Origin of the sequence: Thermobacillus sp. ZCTH02-B1 (genome assembly GCF_002159085.1) — a bacterium.
Lineage (GTDB): Bacteria > Bacillota > Bacilli > Paenibacillales > Paenibacillaceae > Thermobacillus.
In genome coordinates, this window is the sequence record NZ_LZRU01000019.1 from 117,283 (window position 1) to 133,836 (window position 16,554).

Consider the following 16,554-nt stretch of genomic DNA (forward strand, 5'->3'; position numbering starts at 1 on the left):
TCGTCGTCTTCGTCCGTTCGCTCGGCGCCGCCTGCGGCGAATCCGTTCGCGAATCCGGCAGCCGTCCCCGCCGCGGCGGCATCCGGAACGCCGGGAAGCATGCCGCCGAACGAGCGCGCCGCGTCCGGACGGCCGGCGACATCGCCCCCGCCGACCGCGCCGGGACCGCCGCCCGAGCGCGGCATCCCCGCTTCTCCCGCGTCCGTCGCCGCAGCCGGCGCCTTGGCCCCGCGCTTCTTGCCCTGCCAGGTATTCCGCCGTTCGAGCTCCGCGTCGATCGCGTTCAACACTTCCCATTTCTTCAGGCTCCACATCGGCCCGATGAGCAGCTCCCGCGGCGCGTCGCCCGTCACGCGGTGGACGATCATCTCCGGCGGCAGCATCTCGAGGGTGTCGACGACCAGGTTCACGTATTCGTCCATTTCGAGAAAACGAACCAGGCCCGCCTGCCACTGCTTCACCATCGGCGTCTTCTTCATCAGGTGGAGCAGATGGATCTTGATCCCCTGCACGTCCATGTCCGCGACCGCGCGCCCCGTCTCGAGCATCATGTCATGCGTTTCGAGCGGCAGCCCGTAGATGATGTGGGCGCAGACGCGGATGCCGCGTTCGCGCAGCCGCCGGACGGCGTCGTAGAAGCAGGCCGTGTCGTGCGCCCGGTTGATCAGCTTCGAGGTCGACTCGTGGATCGTCTGCAGTCCCATCTCGACCCACAGATACGTCCGCTCGTTCAGCTCGGCGAGGTAGTCGACGACGTCGTCCGGCAGGCAGTCCGGCCGCGTCGCGATCGACAGGCCGACGACGCCGGGCTGCGCGAGGATCGTCTCGTAATATTCGCGCAGCACGTGGACCGGCGCGTACGTGTTCGTGTACGCCTGGAAATAGCCGATGTAGAGCGCGTCCGGCCACTTCTTGTGCTGGCGGTCGCGGACCGTGTTGAACTGCGTGACGAGGTCGTCGCGCCGGCTGCCGGCGAAGTCGCCGGACCCGCGCGCGCTGCAGAACGTGCAGCCGCCGATCGCGAGCGTGCCGTCGCGGTTCGGGCAGGTGAAGCCGGCGTCCAGCATGACCTTGAACACCTTGCGGCCGAACTGCCGGCGCATCTCGTAGTTCCAGGTATGAAACCGCTTGTCGCCCCACAGGAGCGGCGTTTCGCCGCCCGCGGGCATCGTACCGGCGGATTTCACTTCCACGTTCCTCCGTCCCCCGGCCGTATGAAGGCCGTGCAATCATGGGACCATTATAGCGAAAAAAATTTTTTTCCGCCATGCGCCCGCCCGTTCCTTCCGCAGCGGACCGGTTCGCGCCGAAACCAGAACGATCGGCCGCCCGGCGGGCCGGAAAACGCGCTTTCCGGGTCCGTCCGGCGTACGAATCCCGGACCCGGAAAACGCATCGTTCGGAATCGGGAACTGGAAAAAAATCGCCCGTTCCGGAGCGGTCGGATTGCGGGCGTCTTGATAAACCTTACATGATATGTTATATTGAAATTGCGTCAAATCAACAAAAAAACCTTACATGAGATTCATTCTCAGTCGAAATAACGGGCGTCCAATCGTTTACAGAATTGACAGCAACACATTTCAAGCGAGGTGAACGGCATGGATCGGCTGAGGATTCCGAACGGCGACGAGAAGGTGACGGTCGAACTGACGGTCAAGGAGCTGCTGGCGCTGGCCGGCCAGAAGTTCCGCCTCGACCGGAACGTCGAGATTTCCGCGCGCAGGAAGCTCAACGAAGCGATCGAAGACACCTACCATCTGGAGCCGAAGACGGTTCACTGACGGCGGGACGCGGCGTTCGTGCGGGACCTTCCGGATTCACCCGGAAGGTCTTTTTGCTTGCCTTCTTTACATCCACGCCGCCATCGGGCACAATGGGGAATAGCGTGCAAAGGGGGAATGGACGCATGCGATTGCGCGGAAGGAAAGGCATCCGCGAAGAAATCGAGAACCAGCCGGATTTGGTCGTGCTCGATCCCGCGCCGTACAGGGGCCGCTGGCGCGAGCGGTTCGGCAACGACCGGCCGATCCATGTCGAGCTCGGCATGGGCAAGGGGAAATTCATCAGCGAGATGAGCGTGCGGTACCCGGACATCAATTTCATCGGAATCGACATGTACGACGAGCTGATCCGCCGGGCGGCCGTCAAGGCGCGGACGGCCTGGGCGCCGTTGGGAGTCGATCGTCCGCCCAACCTTCAGCTCGTGCGCGCCAACATCGAGTATCTGGAGACGTTCTTCGCGCCGGGCGAAGTCGAGCGGATCTACCTGAACTTCAGCGACCCGTGGCCGAAGAAGCGGCACGCGAAGCGGAGGCTGACGCATCCCCGCTTCCTGAAGAAATACATCGAGATTCTGAACGACAACGGCGAGATCCATTTCAAGACCGATTCCCGCGACTTCTTCGAGTTCTCATTGAACAGCTTCTGCGACATGCAGATCCAGCTTCGGAACATCTCGCTCGACCTGCATCGGGACGGCGTGCGCGAGGATCTCGTCATGACCGAGTACGAGACGAAATTCGCCGGACAGGGCATGCCGATCTACCGGCTTGAGGCCGTCGTCGGCGAGGCGGCGCTCCGCCGTCACCGCGAGGCGGTGCAGGCCGAGCTTGCGAAGATTCGCACGGGCAGGCCGCCGGCCGTCCGGCCCGAATCCTGAGCGTGCGCGGGTCCCGGCCGGGACGGCGTCGAAGCCCGATCCCCGCTCCGCCCGGACGCCGCGCCCGACCGGCTACGGGATTTCGGCCGGCATCCATCCGACGGACGTGACGAAAAGGGCCGTCACCGTGCCGATTACGGCTCCGGCCGCCACGTCCGACGGATAATGGAGGCCGAGATAGATGCGCGACCAGGCGACCGACGCCATGATGACGAGGCCGGCGGGCAGCAGCACCGGCAGCAGCCGGGCGTCCGCCGCCGCGAGAAAAGGAATGACGAAGGCGCAGATCGCCGTCGTGTGCCCGGACGGGAACGACGGGTCGGTGAGCGGCTTCTTCGTTCCGGTCACGATCTCCTTCAGCGCCTGGTACGGCCGCAGACGGCGGACTTTCCGCTTCACGACATAGACCGGAATGTGGCTGATCACGATGGCCGTCAGGCTCTGCCATCCCGCCTCGTTCCAGGGCGCGGGCGCGAGCAGCGCGACCGCGAGCGACGTCATCAGCGTAAAAAAGGCCCCGCCGGCGTGCGTGATCGTCCGCAGCCAGACGCCGAGCAGCCTCCGCACTCCTCTCTCGAAACGGCGCCCGTTCGCCCACACCACCAGCCGCTTCTCCTGGGCGACGAGCCATGCGCGCAGCCGTCCGGCCGCTTCTTTCCATCCGTTCTTCATCGGTTCCTCCGTCCTGCGTTCGGTTCCGGATTGAGTCGGCGCAAACCTCCATTCCGCATCATACCACAGAAAGCCCCCGGTGTTCCGCCGCATGTCCGTTTTTTTCGGTCCGGCGTTTCACCCGCGCGGGGTTCTTTTTGTCCCGTCACGGATGAAAAGGACGCCGGTTGGAAACGTTATACGAGACAGACAGAAAACAGACAGAGAGAGAACAGGGCAACCAAAGGGGGCGCTATCGCACATGTTCAACGTTCTGCTGGTCGCCGCGCAGATTCTCGTCGCCTGCGTCGGCGTGTATCAGTTCGCGATCTCGCTGTTCGGCCTCAGGAAGCGGAAGGCGCGCCGCCGGCACGAACCGAAGCATTCGTTCGCCGTCATCGTCGCCGCCCACAACGAGGAGCGGGTGATCGGCGCGCTGCTCGACAATCTGCTGAAGCTCGACTATCCGCGCGAACTGTACGACATCTTTGTCATCTGCGACAATTGCACCGACCGCACGGCGGACGTGGTCCGCGCATACGGCGTCCATGCGTTCGAGCGGCGGAATCCCGCGCTCCGGGGCAAGGGTCACGCGATCGAATGGATGCTGAACGAGCTGTGGAAAATGCCGAAGTCCTATGATGCGGTCGTCATGTTCGACGCCGACAACCTCGTCAGCCCCGACTTCCTCCGCTGCATGAACGACGACCTGTGCGAAGGGCACCGGGTCATCCAGGGCTATCTGGACACGAAAAATCCGACCGACTCCTGGGTGACGGCCGCCTACGGCATCACCTACTGGTACTGCAACCGGCTGTGGCAGCTGTCGCGCACGAACCTCGGCATGGCGAATTTCCTCGGCGGCACCGGGATGTGCTTCGAAACGCGGCTGCTGAAGGAAATGGGCTGGGGCGCGACGAGCCTCGTCGAGGACCTCGAGTTCACGATGCGCTGCATCAAGCGGGGCATCTATCCCGTGCTGGACTACGACGCGAAGGTGTACGACGAGAAGCCGATCACGCTGCGGGCGTCCGCCCGCCAGCGGCTCCGGTGGATGCAGGGGCATTTCTGCGTGGCGCGGCGGTACTTTCTGCCCCTGCTGCTGGACGCGCTGAGGGAGCGGAATTTCATCAAGTTCGACGCCGCGCTCTATTCGGTCACGGTGTACAACGTGCTGATCGCGTTTCTCGCGACCGCCGCGCTCTGGATCGACAATCTGCTGCCGTCGGCGAACCGTTTCGCCTCGATCTACGAATGGCTGCCGAGCTGGACGCCCGGCGCGGCGCTGACGCTCTCCGCGCTCCAGTTCCCGGCCGCGCTGCTGCTGGAGCGGGTGAAGGAGCCGCGCGTCTACGCGCATCTGCTGACGATGCCGCTGTTCCTGCTGACGTGGTGGCCGATCACGCTGTACGCTTTTTTCACGCAGAACAACAGGGAATGGAGCCACACGCAGCACACGCGGGTCATCCGGCTCGAGGAGATACGGGGCAAGCGGGTGCGGTTCAACGAAAACGGTTGACAAACCCGGTTCCGGCGTGGTAATATTCATCAAGCGTATTCGAGAGTGGCACAAGCAGAAGCACCCGCTTCTCACCTGACCGGCTGCGGCCGGCTGGTTCGCCGTCCGACAGGCTTTGCATGCGCAGGCGCCGTCTGCGCTGCGGGGCGTTCCAGACTGGTCAAGGAATGCGGGTCCGTGCGGCCCGCTTTTTTCGTGCATGGGATCGCCGCGCATATCTTCCTGGAGGTGGAGTGATTATTAGCCGCGAGCATCAGATCAACGAGGAGATCCGGGCGAAGGAAGTTCGCCTGATCGGACCCGACGGCGAGCAGATCGGCATCAAGCCGTTCCGCGAAGCCTTGCAGATGGCGATCGACATGGATATGGATCTCGTGAACGTCGCGCCGATGGCGAAGCCGCCGGTATGCCGGATCATGGACTACGGCAAGTTCCGGTACGAGCAGCAGAAGAAGGAGAAGGAGGCGCGCAAGAACCAGAAGACCGTCGACGTGAAGGAGATCTGGTTCCGCGCCAACATCGAGGAACACGACTACCAGGTGAAGTACCGGAACGTCGTGAAGTTCCTCAAGGACGGCAACAAGGTGAAGGCGACGGTCCGTTTCCGCGGGCGCGAGATCACCCACGCCGAGATCGGCCAGCGCATCCTCGACCGGCTGCGCAACGATGTCGCCGACCTCTGCATCGTCGAGCGCGCGCCGAAGCTGGAAGGCCGCAGCATGGTCATGATTCTGGCGCCGAAGAACAAGGACAAGGACTGACGCGCCGGCCGGCGGAGCCTTTTTGCGCGTTCCGCCGATACCAATTTCGGATGGAGGATCAATCGTCATGCCGAAGATGAAAACCCACAGCAGCCTGAAAGACCGCTTCAAGATTACCGGCACCGGCAAGGTGAAGCGGTTCAAAGCGAACAAGAACCATCTGCTCTACGGCAAATCCGGCCGCCGCAAACGCGTGCTTTCGAGCCAGCCGATCGCGTCGAAGGGCGACGTCAAGCGCCTGAGACAGGGACTCGCGCAGCTCCGCTGAGCGCCCTGCGCCGGAGATTCGCCGGAAACGGCAGCCAACCGCATCATGTGACAGCATAACGGGAACAATGGGAGGTTCACGATATGGCAAGAGTGAAGGGCGGCTTCGTCCGCACGCGTCGCCGCAAGCGGATCCTGAAGCTCGCGAAGGGTTATTACGGCGCCAAGCACCGCCTGTTCAAGTCCGCGAAGGAACAGGTGATGAAGTCGCTGCTGTACGCGTACCGCGACCGCCGTCAGCGGAAGCGCGATTTCCGCCGGCTGTGGATCACGCGGATCAACGCGGCGGCGCGCCAGAACGGCCTGAGCTACAGCAAGTTCATGCACGGGCTGAAGCTGGCCGGCGTCGAAGTGAACCGCAAGATGCTCGCGGACCTCGCGGTGAACGACATGAACGCGTTCAACGCGTTGGCCGGCATCGCGAAGGAGAAAATCAACGCCTGAGATCCGGGCCGCCCGACAGGGCGGCTCGTTCGCGTTTCAAGCGAGCGATTCAACCGGAAAGGGCGGGGACGAGCGGTTTCCAGAGCTCCCGGCAGCGGAGCGACGGCCAATACCGGACGGTCCGGTACCCGGCCCGAAGATAGAACCGGTGCGCCCGGTCGTTGCCATCGTCCACGAAGAGCACGGCCGAGGCGCAGCGGCGGGAGCGGCCGTATGCCTCGGCCTCGGCAAGCAGCGCCGATCCGATGCCGCGGCCGCGGCTTTCGGGTTCGACCGCCAGCAGGTCGATATGGAGCCAGGCGGGAGCCAACGGCGGTTTCGCCGCCATGAACATGAAGTGGATGAATCCCAGAACCTTGCCGTTCCGTCCCGCCGCGACCAGCGTCCGGCCCCGCCGGATGCGCGCGGCGAGCGCGCGGTCCGTCAGCGCCTCGCGCCCGATCGGCACGCGCGACAGCGGCGCGAGTTCGCTGCGGATCAGCCGCAGGATGGCCGGGGTGTCGCGGTGCGGACGGTACGGACGGATCTTGCAGGCGTGGGCCATGGCTTCCCGCTCCCTTGGTGTGTGCGCGTTCGCAGCCGGGGCGGCGCCGCCGCGCCGGCATACCATCGTATGCCGGACGGCCGGTGCGGGACCCGGCGGACGCTCCGGGGCGGGAGCGCGCGGCAGGGACGGGGCCGCCGGTCCGGCTGAGCGAAGGGGACAGGGTCACAAAGAAAAGCGAGAAGGGGAATGCAGCGCGGTTGGGCGAGGAAGATGGGATCGGCGAGTCGCGGAAGACGACCGCGCCGCCGCGGAATGTGCGCCTTTTTCGATGCGGGCGATCCGGTGCGACTTCGAATTCACTATCATTTTGGTTGAGCGACCGCGGGCATATTGACGGGCACCCGGGGTGAGACTATAATATACGATAAACGTTGAACCGCATATGTCATCGGCAATGATGAGGAGAAAGCGTTCAGGGCTCTTTCGTCCAGAGAGCGTGCGGAGTGTGCTGAGACCGGCGCCGAAATCCCTGTTGACGCGATGTCGCCTCGGAGCTGTTCCCTTGAACGACGTTGCTTAACGGATCCGGCGTCCAGTAGAGGGGATCGTCTGGCAAGCGTTACCCTGCCCAAGGTCGGTTCGGCATTGCGAAGCCGGACTTGTACCTGCAGAGGCCCATCGCCGCGAGGCATGGGCAAATCAGGGTGGTACCACGGAAGTGTCAAGCCTTTCGTCCCGGAGTGCGCTGCAGCGCATTTCGCGGCGGAAGGCTTTTTTGCTGGATCAGAATGCAAGATGCAAGGGAGGAAGGGTCTGATGAGCACGCAACCTGCCGCATTGCGCTCGAAGAACGAGCTGATCGAGAAGTGGTCCAAGCCGGAGGTCATCACCGGCTCGGAAATGCTGCTTCGCAGCCTGGTGCTGGAGGGCGTCGAGTGCGTATTCGGCTATCCGGGGGGCGCCGTGCTGTACATCTACGACGCCATGTACGGCTTCTCGGATTTCCACCACGTGCTGACGCGCCACGAGCAGGGGGCGATCCACGCGGCCGACGGCTACGCCCGCGCCACGGGCAAGGTCGGCGTCGTCATCGCGACGAGCGGTCCGGGCGCGACGAACCTCGTCACCGGCATCGCGACGGCGTACATGGATTCGGTCCCGCTGGTCGTCATCACCGGCAACGTTCCGCGCAGCGCGATCGGCACGGACGCGTTCCAGGAAGCCGACATCGTCGGCATCACGATGCCGATCACGAAGCACAGCTATCTGGTCCGCAAGGCCGAGGATATTCCGCGCATCATCCGCGAGGCGTTCCACATCGCGAGCACCGGCCGCCGGGGTCCGGTCCTGATCGACATCCCGAAGGACGTCTCGGCGGAGAAGGGGCTGTTCAAGCCGGTCACCGAAGTGAACCTGCGCGGTTACAATCCGACGATCGTGCCGAACAAGCTGCAAATCGAGAAGCTGCTGAAGGCGATCGCCGAAGCGAAGCGGCCCGTCGTGCTCGCCGGCGGCGGCGTCATCGCCTCGGGCGCGCATGAGGAGCTGCTCCGGTTCATCGAGACGACGCAGATTCCGATCACGACGACGCTGCTCGGCCTCGGCGGCTTCCCGAGCGGCCACGAGCTGTGGATGGGCATGCCGGGCATGCACGGCACCTACACGGCGAACAAGGCGATTCAGGGGGCGGACCTCCTGATCAACATCGGCGCCCGCTTCGACGACCGGGTGACGATGAAGGTGCAGGGCTTCGCGCCGAACGCGAAGATCGCCCACATCGACATCGACCCGGCGGAGATCGGCAAGAACGTGCCGACCGACATCCCGATCGTCGGCGACGTCAAGAAGGTGCTCGAGCTCCTGAACCGCGAGGCGAAGCGGACCGATCAGGCCGACGAATGGCGCGCGCAGATTGCGGCCTGGAAGCGGGAAATGCCGCTCCGCTACGAAGATTCGGACACCGAGCTCAAGCCGCAATGGGTCATCGAGATGATCTACGAGACGACGAAGGGCGACGCGATCGTGACGGCGGACGTCGGCCAGCATCAGATGTGGGTCGCCCAATACTACAAGTTCAACAAGCCGCGCTCCTGGATCACGTCGGGCGGCCTCGGCACGATGGGCTTCGGCTTCCCGTCGGCGATCGGCGCCCAGATGGCGCATCCGGACCGGACGGTCGTCTCGATCAACGGCGACGGCGGCATGCAGATGTGCGCCCAGGAGCTCGCGGTCTGCGCGATCAACAACATTCCGGTCAAGGTCGCGATCATCAACAACCAGGTGCTCGGCATGGTGCGGCAGTGGCAGGAGATCATCTATGACGAGCGATACAGCCACATCGACCTCGCCGGCAGTCCGGACTTCGTCAAGCTGGCCGAAGCCTACGGCGTGCGCGGATTCCGCGCGACGAACAAGGCGGAGGCGCGGGAAGCGTGGGAGAAGGCGCTCAGGCATGACGGTCCGGCCGTTGTCGAGTTTGTCGTCAGCAAGTACGAGAACGTCTACCCGATGGTCACCCAGGGCAGCACACTCGACGACATGATTCTGGGGGATGCGTGAGATGGAAAGGCACACGATCTCGATTCTCGTCAACAACCAGCCCGGCGTGCTGCAGCGCGTCGCCGGCCTGTTCGGCCGGCGCGGCTTCAATATCGAGAGCATCACGGTCGGCGAGAGCGAAGAGCCCGGCCTGTCCCGGATGGTCATCGTGACGACCGGGGACGACAAGACGATCGAGCAGATCGGCAAGCAGCTTTACAAGCTCATTGACGTGATCAAGGTGGTCGATCTGAGCGAGAGCCCGATGGTCGCGCGGGAGCTCGCCCTCATCAAGGTGCACGCGGAGCCCGCGCATCGGCCGGAAATTCTCGGCGTCGTCGAGACGTTCCGGGCTTCCGTCGTCGACATCGGCGCCTCGACGATGATCGTCCAGGCCGTCGGCGACTCGGACAAGATCGACGCGATCATCGAACTGCTCAAGCCGTATGGCATCCGCGAACTGAGCCGGACGGGCGTAACGGCGATGACCCGCGGCACCCGGTGAGCGGCCCGGGCCGGCACGGACCGCGGCGGAGATCGGCCCCGGTCCCGCGTTCGCCGATTTTTCCGCGGCTTCGTCCGATTTGGGGGATGCAACCTGCGGAAAGATGCGGTAAGATGGAAGATGTGCATATTTCGAAGGAGGCGCTCGAAACGCAATGGCAGTCAAAATGTACTACGAACAAGACGCAGACCTCAGCGTCCTGCAGAACAAGACGGTCGCGGTTCTCGGCTACGGCTCGCAGGGCCACGCCCAGGCGCAGAACCTGCGCGACAGCGGCGTGCGGGTCGTGATCGGCCTCCGGCCGGGCAAGTCGGCCGAGAAGGCGAAGAACGACGGATTCGAAGTGCTCTCCGTCGCCGAAGCGGTGAAGATCGCCGACGTCGTGCAGATCCTGATGCCGGACGAGACGCAGGCGAAGGTGTACCGCGAGGAGATCGAGCCGAACCTGAAGCAAGGCGCCGCGCTCATGTTCTCCCACGGGTTCAACATCCACTACGGACAAATCGTGCCCCGGCCTGACAACGACGTGCTGCTCGTCGCCCCGAAATCGCCGGGCCACATGGTGCGCCGGACGTACGTGGAAGGCTTCGGCGTTCCCGGCCTGATCGCGGTCGAGCAGGATGCGACCGGCAACGCGCTGGCCATCGGCCTCGCCTATGCGAAGGGCATCGGCTGCACGCGCGCCGGCGTCATCGAGACGACGTTCCGCGAAGAGACGGAGACGGACCTGTTCGGCGAACAGGCCGTGCTCTGCGGCGGCGTCAGCGCGCTGATCAAGGCCGGCTTCGAGACGCTCGTGGAGGCCGGCTACGCCCCGGAGATGGCCTACTTCGAATGTCTGCATGAAATGAAGCTCATCGTCGACCTGATCTATGAAGGCGGCCTCGCCGCGATGCGCGACTCGATCTCGAACACGGCCGAATACGGCGACTACGTGACGGGTCCGCGCATCATCACGGAAGAGACGAAGAAAGAGATGAAGCGCGTGCTCGCCGACATCCAGTCCGGCAAATTCGCCCGCGAATTCATCCTCGAGAACCAGTCGAACCGGCCGGTGCTGACGGCGATGCGGCGCCGCGAGGCCGAGCATCCGATCGAGCAGGTCGGCAAGCAGCTTCGCGAAATGATGCACTGGATCAAGAAATGATGCACGCGATCATGAAATAAAATGATAATCAAGGAAAGGACGAAACGGCGCCTTGCCTGCGCGTCCGCGCGGGCAAGGCGCGCCGTGCTGTCCGGAAGCGTTCGGCCCCGCGGCAGACGACGGGCGGCAACCTGATGCAGGCGGGCGCCATGGAGGTGCACTATGCGGAAAATTTACATTTTCGACACGACGCTCCGGGACGGCGAGCAGACGCCGGGCGTCAATCTGAACACGCAGGAGAAGGTCGAGATCGCGCTGCAGCTCGAGAGGCTGGGCGTCGACCGGATCGAAGCCGGCTTCCCGGCCGCCTCGCCCGGCGACCTGGCCGCCGTGAACGCGGTCGCGCGGGCGGTCAGAAACGCGACGATCGTCGGCCTGTCCCGTTCGCGCACGCAGGACATCGATGCGGTTCGGGAAGCGCTTCAGGGCGCGGAAGACGCGTGCATTCACCTGTTCCTCGCGACATCGCCGATCCACCGCGAGCACAAGCTGCGGATGACGAAGGAACAGGTGCTGGAGACGGCCGAGGCGGCGATCCGGTACGCGAAGAGATATTTCAGCAAAATCGAGTTCTCGCCGGAGGACGCCGGCCGCACCGAGCTGGACTTCCTGTGCGAAGTGGTGGCGATGGCGATCCGCGCGGGCGCGACCGTCATCAACATACCGGATACGGTCGGCTACATGACGCCGCTCGAGTTCGGCAACATCTTCAAGACGCTGCGGGAGAAGGTGCCGGGCATCGAGAACATCCAGCTCAGCGCCCATTGCCATGACGACCTCGGCATGGCGACGGCCAACTCCCTCGCCGCCATCGAGAACGGCGCCGACCAGATCGAGGGCACGATCAACGGCATCGGCGAGCGGGCGGGCAACACCGCGATCGAGGAAGTCGCGCTGGCGCTGGAGACGCGCTTCAACCACTACCAGGCGAAGACGACGCTGAACCTGAAGGAGATCGCGCGCACGAGCCGGCTCGTCAGCAAGCTGACGGGCATGCCCGTTCCGGCCAACAAGGCGATCGTCGGCGCGAACGCGTTCGCCCACGAATCGGGCATTCACCAGGACGGCATGCTCAAGGAGAAGTCGACGTACGAGATCATCTCGCCGGAGACGATCGGCCTCGTCGAATCGAAGCTCGTCCTCGGCAAGCACTCCGGCCGCCACGCGTTCCGCGAGAAGCTGATCGATCTCGGCTACGATCTGGATGAAGAAGCGCTCAACCGCGCGTTCGCGAAGTTCAAGGATCTCGCGGACCGGAAGAAGCGGGTGAGCGACGAGGACATCCGGGCGCTGATCGAGGAGAAGATCGTCGAGACGCCGGAAGTGTACCGGCTCGAGAAGCTTCGGGTTTCGTTCGAAAGCGATTCGGTGCCCACGGCGTATGTCGCGATCCACGTGCAGGGCGAAGGCGTCCGGGAACAGCGCGCCGAAGGCAACGGCTCGGTCGACGCGATCTACAACGCGATCGACGCGCTGACCGGCGAGGAGGTCGAGCTGGAGGACTACGCGATCAAGTCGGTATCGCAGGGCAAGGACGCGCTCGGCGAAGTACACGTCGTGCTCGCGCAGAACGACGTGTCGGCGCAGGGCCGGGGCCTCAGCACCGACATTCTCGAGGCGAGCGCCCGCGCGTACATCGACGCCCTGAACCGGCTGATCGAACGGCGCAAGTCGCCGCGGCGGCGCGACCGGATGAGCCTGATTTGAAAGACGGGCGCGGCCGGATCGGCGGCGTCCGGGCGGATCGGCGACCCGAACGTCGCCTTCATGAAGCAAGGAAAGCGGACGGGGGCTGCCTGCGGGCGGCCCCTGTTTTGATTCGCGCAAAACGCGGAGCGGCTCGATGACGGTCTGCCTGTTCGCTCCGTCGAAGCCGGATTGTGAAGGCATCACCGTTTTCAATCCGTGCTGCGACACGATCCTGCAGCCCCTCCCCGGGCGGTGTGAAGCAGAAGCCAGTTGCCCGTCCCTCCTGATTTTTGGGCGGGGCGGTGCAGGAATTCGGACTTTCCGCGCCGAATACAATGTGTCAAAGAAAATGCCGGCCTTACGGGCAAGGATCCGGCCCGGCCGAATCGGAGGTGACGGCGATGAGCTTCTGCTGCGGCGCGAGCATGATCGGCACGCGGGGCACGATGAAGTATTACCGCACGTTCATCCACAACGTGCCGATTCTGTTCTGTCCGGTCTGCCATCGTGTGGAAGTGCATCATCTGGTCGAACGGGAATACGAGCTGCTCGCGGAATACGCGCACGGGGACGGCGCCTCCGAGGTCGATTTCCGCGATTATGTCGATCAGGAGCGCGAGGAGCTGCTCGCCAACTGCGTGAATCACGAAGACGAGGATCCGATGGAGATCGTGCTGAACCAGATCGACATGGCGCTCGATTTGCTGGCGTTTGCAAAGCAGATCGGCGATCAGGAGTGGGAAGAACAGTTGAAGCGGCGCCTCGTCGTCCTGAACAACCGGCGCAACAAGCTGGCGCAGCGGCGGCCGAGCGGTCGGCGGACGTGATCACGGAACATCATGACAGCCTCCCGCAAGGAGGCTGTTGTTTTTTTGCCGAACCGTAGCGGAAACGATGCGTTTTTGCGCCATACCCCCCGAAAATTGGACAATCCCGCGAATATTGTCTGAACGAGACGAAAGCCGCGACGCATGTTGTCGGCTTCACATTTCCCGAGGCCTGGCGATCCGAAGGCATGCGGCCCGGACCGTCAGGCGGTCAGAGGTGAAGCGATTGATCCTCTTGTTGATCAAGCGGCTGTTCGGCAGATCCGGAGACGGCCGTGCGCGGGACGGCGCGCAGGAGCCGCCGGAGAAGATCGTGGCCCGCATCCGGGCCGGGGACGAGAGGCTCCGCGAATCGTTCATCGCGGACTACGGCCCCTACATCGCCCGGACGGCGAGCCGATTTTGCAAGCGATACATCGATCCGTCACGCGACGACGAATACAGCATCGCCCTTGCGGCGTTCAACGAGGCGATCGACGGCTATGACGGCACCGCGGGAAAATCGTTTCTCGGCTTCGCCGAAACCGTCATCCGCCGGCGTCTGATCGACCATATCCGCCGGGAACAGCGGCATGCCCGGGCGCTGCCGATGAGCGCGTTCGAGGACGATCCGGCCGGCGAATCGCCGCTCAACGCGGTGGAGACGGCGGGCGCGCTCGATGCGTACGCCTCCGAGAACCTCCGCGAATCGCGCCGGCTCGAGATCGAAGCGCTGGCCGAGCGCCTTGCGCGCTGCGGCATCACGTTTGCCGATCTTGCGGACCGGTCTCCCCGGCATGCCGACTCCCGCGCCCTGCTGCTCGGCATCGGCGCCGCGCTGGCGAGCCGGCCGGAGCTCATGGAGGCCATGGAGCGGCACGGCCGCCTGCCGATCAAGGAACTGATGGAGTGCTGCCGGGTGTCGCGCAAGACGCTCGAGCGGAACCGGAAATACATCATGGCGACGGCCCTGATCCTGTCGGGAGACTATCCGCTGCTCAAGTCCTATTTGCTGCCGGCGCTGAGGGAAGCGGCGGCGTCGAGGGAGGTGGGATCGTGAGAAAGGGAATTGTCATGGCCGAAGGCCGCCGCGGCCCCGTCGTGCTGACGCCGGACGGCGAGTTCCTGGAGCTGCCCGGCCTTGACGGGGTGGTCGGGGAGGAAATCGCGTTTGCGCCTTCCGTCCGCCGGACGGCTGCGCGCAGACGGCTCCTGTTTTCCGCCTCCGCGGCCGCCTTCCTGCTGCTGATCGCGGTCGGCCTGGCAAGGCTTCCGGTCTTCGGCGGCCCGCAGATCGCGGCCTATGTGGCGATCGACATCAATCCGAGCGTCGAGATCGGCGTGGACCGGAAACTCGACGTCGTCGAACTCCATGCGCTCAATCCGGAGGGCGCGAGGGTGATCGAGGGCGTCGCCTACCGGAAGCGGCCGGTCGGCGAGGTGGCGGCGGAGATCATCCGCAATGCGGAGGCGGCCGAGTATTTGCGGGACGGCGGCGAAGTGTTCGTCACGAGCATGGCGGCGGACGGCGTCGGCGAACGGTTCGAGGAGGAACTGGTGCGGGAGATCGACCGGGCCGTTCATGCGGCGGCGCTGCACCCCGGCGGAGAGCCGGAGGACGGGGAGGGCGCGGCCGCATCTTCCGGCGGGGCGGGACCCGATTCCGGAAAGGAAGGCCTGGAGGATGCCGGAAAGGACCGGGGAGCGGACGGGGCGAAGGCGATTCCCGGAGCGGGTTCCGGATCGGGAGGCACAGCGGCGCATCCCGGAGCGGGACCGGACGGGACCAGGGCGCAATCCGGATCGAACGCCGGAACGGCAAAACCGGGGCCGGCCGCCGGCGGCGCGGCTCCGAAACGCGAGCCGGCTTCGTCATCCGGGCGGGACATCGCGGTGACGATCGTCCGTGCGCCCGGCGAGCTGCGGGAGACGGCGAAGGCGAACGGCGTTTCGCCGGGCAAGATGGCGGTCTATCTGCTGGCGGAGAAGCGGGGACTGCCGATCAAGCTGGACGATCTGAAGCAGGGTTCGATCCGTCAGGCGGTCGAACCGTACGGCGGTCTGGCCGGCTTGCTCGGCGACGGGAATTCGGGTGAAGATCGGAAGCGCGAGCTTGCCGAATTGCTGGCGAAGGAAGCGGCCGCGAAGGCGCGGGACAAGGCCGCAGACGCGTCCGGCGGCAAGAAGGCGGCGGGCGGCAAGGAACCGTCGGGCGGCAAGAAAGCCGCGGCGGACGGAGGAAAGGACAAGACGGCGGTTGCCAAGAAGACCGCGGCGGACGGCGGCAAGGACAGGACGGGGGCCGCCGGCAGGAAGCCCGCGGCGGATGACGGAAAGCGAGCACCGTCGGATAACGGGAGGAAAGCGCCGGCGGTCGACGGGAAGAACGCGTCCGCGGCCACGGGCAGGAAGGCCGGGGCGAACGGCTCGAAAAACGCGTCATGGACCGCCGGCAAGAAGTCCGCAACGGAAGACGGAAAGAAACCATCTCCGGATAAAGGGAAGAAGACGTCGGCAGACGACGGACCCCGGTTTTGGAAGGCCCCCGGCGGCAGGCTGACGCCGGTGCCCGCGGGCAAGGTTTCGGCCGCCGACGGGAAGGCCCCGGCGGGAGCCGGCGGCCGGGATGACCGGGAGCCGCGGCGGAGCCTGACGGAGCCCGGGCCGGTTCAGCGGCGCGAGGTGCATGACCGCCGTGACCGGCGGGAAGAAGAGCCCCGGAAGAATGGTGGGCAGGACCGCATGTGGCAAGTTCCGGGATCGCCGCAGGATTGGATGCGGCGGGTACCGGACTTGTCCCGGAACGATGCGGGACGACGGGAGCAGGCGTCGCAGCGGAGGAGCGCGGGCCGGGAGACGGAGATCGCCCATGCGTCGATCCGCCCGCCCCTCGACCGGCAGGAGCGGATCCGGAAGCAACCGCAAGGCCAGCGGCAGGATCCGCGGCAGGACCGGCTGCAGGAAACGGAGAAGCGCGACCGGCAGGTCCGGGGACAGGAAGCGCCCGCACGATGGCAGGAACGGAAGCGGTAGCGGGCGACGAGCCGGGGACGTACCGGGAGCAGGGGGAGCTGCGGA

Annotated in this window: 15 protein-coding genes and 1 pseudogene; 13 read left to right on the forward strand and 3 right to left on the reverse strand. The window is 65.0% G+C overall.

From position 1 onward, the window contains the following. Window positions 1–233: 233 nt before the first annotated feature. A pseudogene (mnmL, locus tag A9Z00_RS08870) lies at window positions 234–1,169 on the reverse strand (tRNA modification radical SAM protein MnmL/YtqA); the annotation flags it as partial. 432 nt (window positions 1,170–1,601) lie between these two features. Between mnmL and A9Z00_RS08875 the strand changes: the two are divergent. Next, complete coding sequence (locus tag A9Z00_RS08875; RefSeq protein WP_296976036.1) at window positions 1,602–1,784, forward strand: hypothetical protein; 183 nt, start codon at window positions 1,602–1,604, stop codon at window positions 1,782–1,784. Between the two features lie 125 nt (window positions 1,785–1,909). Continuing rightward, the gene (trmB, locus tag A9Z00_RS08880) at window positions 1,910–2,662 is read left to right on the forward strand and encodes a tRNA (guanosine(46)-N7)-methyltransferase TrmB (protein WP_296976039.1); all 753 of its coding nucleotides are present in this window, start codon (window positions 1,910–1,912) and stop codon (window positions 2,660–2,662) included. Between the two features lie 72 nt (window positions 2,663–2,734). Here trmB and A9Z00_RS08885 read toward each other — a convergent pair whose 3' ends face one another. Continuing rightward, on the reverse strand, window positions 2,735–3,334 hold the full coding sequence (locus A9Z00_RS08885) for a phosphatase PAP2 family protein (RefSeq protein ID WP_296976042.1): 600 nt from the start codon (window positions 3,332–3,334) through the stop codon (window positions 2,735–2,737). Window positions 3,335–3,575: 241 nt separating this feature from the next. Between A9Z00_RS08885 and A9Z00_RS08890 the strand changes: the two genes are divergently transcribed. From A9Z00_RS08890 to rplT, 4 genes are all read left to right on the forward strand, one after another. Further along, the gene (locus tag A9Z00_RS08890; protein WP_296976044.1) at window positions 3,576–4,832 is read left to right on the forward strand and encodes a glycosyltransferase family 2 protein; all 1,257 of its coding nucleotides are present in this window, start codon (window positions 3,576–3,578) and stop codon (window positions 4,830–4,832) included. Between the two features lie 233 nt (window positions 4,833–5,065). Next, window positions 5,066–5,593 (forward strand): translation initiation factor IF-3, encoded by a 528-nt coding sequence (infC, locus tag A9Z00_RS08895; protein WP_483316287.1) that lies wholly within the window; start codon window positions 5,066–5,068, stop codon window positions 5,591–5,593. A gap of 67 nt (window positions 5,594–5,660) precedes the next feature. Continuing rightward, window positions 5,661–5,861, forward strand: a complete 201-nt coding sequence (gene rpmI / locus A9Z00_RS08900) for a 50S ribosomal protein L35 (protein WP_296976046.1) — start codon at window positions 5,661–5,663, stop codon at window positions 5,859–5,861. 83 nt (window positions 5,862–5,944) lie between these two features. Next, window positions 5,945–6,304, forward strand: coding sequence for a 50S ribosomal protein L20 (gene rplT / locus A9Z00_RS08905; RefSeq protein WP_296976050.1), 360 nt, complete (start codon window positions 5,945–5,947; stop codon window positions 6,302–6,304). Window positions 6,305–6,353: 49 nt separating this feature from the next. Here the strand turns inward: rplT and A9Z00_RS08910 are convergent, their stop codons facing one another. Continuing rightward, a complete protein-coding gene (locus A9Z00_RS08910) occupies window positions 6,354–6,848 on the reverse strand; it encodes a GNAT family N-acetyltransferase (RefSeq protein WP_296976052.1) in 495 nt (164 codons plus the stop codon). Between the two features lie 759 nt (window positions 6,849–7,607). Here A9Z00_RS08910 and ilvB point away from each other — a divergent pair. The 7 genes from ilvB (at window position 7,608) to A9Z00_RS08945 (ending at window position 16,509) form a co-directional block, all read left to right on the forward strand. Beyond that, window positions 7,608–9,350, forward strand: a complete 1,743-nt coding sequence (ilvB, locus tag A9Z00_RS08915) for a biosynthetic-type acetolactate synthase large subunit (RefSeq protein ID WP_296976055.1) — start codon at window positions 7,608–7,610, stop codon at window positions 9,348–9,350. 1 nt (window position 9,351) lies between these two features. After that, entirely contained in the window at window positions 9,352–9,834 is a 483-nt protein-coding gene (ilvN, locus tag A9Z00_RS08920; RefSeq protein ID WP_296976057.1) for an acetolactate synthase small subunit, read from the forward strand. 154 nt (window positions 9,835–9,988) lie between these two features. Next, window positions 9,989–10,981, forward strand: a complete 993-nt coding sequence (gene ilvC / locus A9Z00_RS08925; protein WP_296976060.1) for a ketol-acid reductoisomerase — start codon at window positions 9,989–9,991, stop codon at window positions 10,979–10,981. Window positions 10,982–11,143: 162 nt separating this feature from the next. Then, window positions 11,144–12,688: a 2-isopropylmalate synthase gene (locus tag A9Z00_RS08930; protein ID WP_296976063.1), complete on the forward strand. Its 1,545-nt coding sequence runs from the start codon at window positions 11,144–11,146 to the stop codon at window positions 12,686–12,688. 383 nt (window positions 12,689–13,071) lie between these two features. Next, on the forward strand, window positions 13,072–13,497 hold the full coding sequence (locus A9Z00_RS08935) for a hypothetical protein (protein WP_296976066.1): 426 nt from the start codon (window positions 13,072–13,074) through the stop codon (window positions 13,495–13,497). 217 nt (window positions 13,498–13,714) lie between these two features. After that, the gene (sigI, locus tag A9Z00_RS08940) at window positions 13,715–14,536 is read left to right on the forward strand and encodes an RNA polymerase sigma factor SigI (protein ID WP_296976068.1); all 822 of its coding nucleotides are present in this window, start codon (window positions 13,715–13,717) and stop codon (window positions 14,534–14,536) included. Next, a complete protein-coding gene (locus A9Z00_RS08945; protein WP_296976070.1) occupies window positions 14,533–16,509 on the forward strand; it encodes an anti-sigma-I factor RsgI family protein in 1,977 nt (658 codons plus the stop codon). The genes sigI and A9Z00_RS08945 overlap by 4 nt, the downstream gene beginning before the upstream one ends. Window positions 16,510–16,554: the final 45 nt, after the last annotated feature.

Excerpts from the sequence above, each read along its gene's own strand:
- A9Z00_RS08875 (WP_296976036.1), top strand. The coding sequence starts at position 1,602 with ATGGATCGGCTGAGGATTCCGAACGGCGACGAGAAGGTGACGGTCGAA.
- trmB (WP_296976039.1), top strand. The coding sequence starts at position 1,910 with ATGCGATTGCGCGGAAGGAAAGGCATCCGCGAAGAAATCGAGAACCAG.
- A9Z00_RS08885 (WP_296976042.1), bottom strand. The coding sequence starts at position 3,334 with ATGAAGAACGGATGGAAAGAAGCGGCCGGACGGCTGCGCGCATGGCTC.
- A9Z00_RS08890 (WP_296976044.1), top strand. The coding sequence starts at position 3,576 with ATGTTCAACGTTCTGCTGGTCGCCGCGCAGATTCTCGTCGCCTGCGTC.
- rpmI (WP_296976046.1), top strand. The coding sequence starts at position 5,661 with ATGCCGAAGATGAAAACCCACAGCAGCCTGAAAGACCGCTTCAAGATT.
- rplT (WP_296976050.1), top strand. The coding sequence starts at position 5,945 with ATGGCAAGAGTGAAGGGCGGCTTCGTCCGCACGCGTCGCCGCAAGCGG.
- A9Z00_RS08910 (WP_296976052.1), bottom strand. The coding sequence starts at position 6,848 with ATGGCCCACGCCTGCAAGATCCGTCCGTACCGTCCGCACCGCGACACC.
- ilvB (WP_296976055.1), top strand. The coding sequence starts at position 7,608 with ATGAGCACGCAACCTGCCGCATTGCGCTCGAAGAACGAGCTGATCGAG.
- ilvN (WP_296976057.1), top strand. The coding sequence starts at position 9,352 with ATGGAAAGGCACACGATCTCGATTCTCGTCAACAACCAGCCCGGCGTG.
- ilvC (WP_296976060.1), top strand. The coding sequence starts at position 9,989 with ATGGCAGTCAAAATGTACTACGAACAAGACGCAGACCTCAGCGTCCTG.
- A9Z00_RS08930 (WP_296976063.1), top strand. The coding sequence starts at position 11,144 with ATGCGGAAAATTTACATTTTCGACACGACGCTCCGGGACGGCGAGCAG.
- A9Z00_RS08935 (WP_296976066.1), top strand. The coding sequence starts at position 13,072 with ATGAGCTTCTGCTGCGGCGCGAGCATGATCGGCACGCGGGGCACGATG.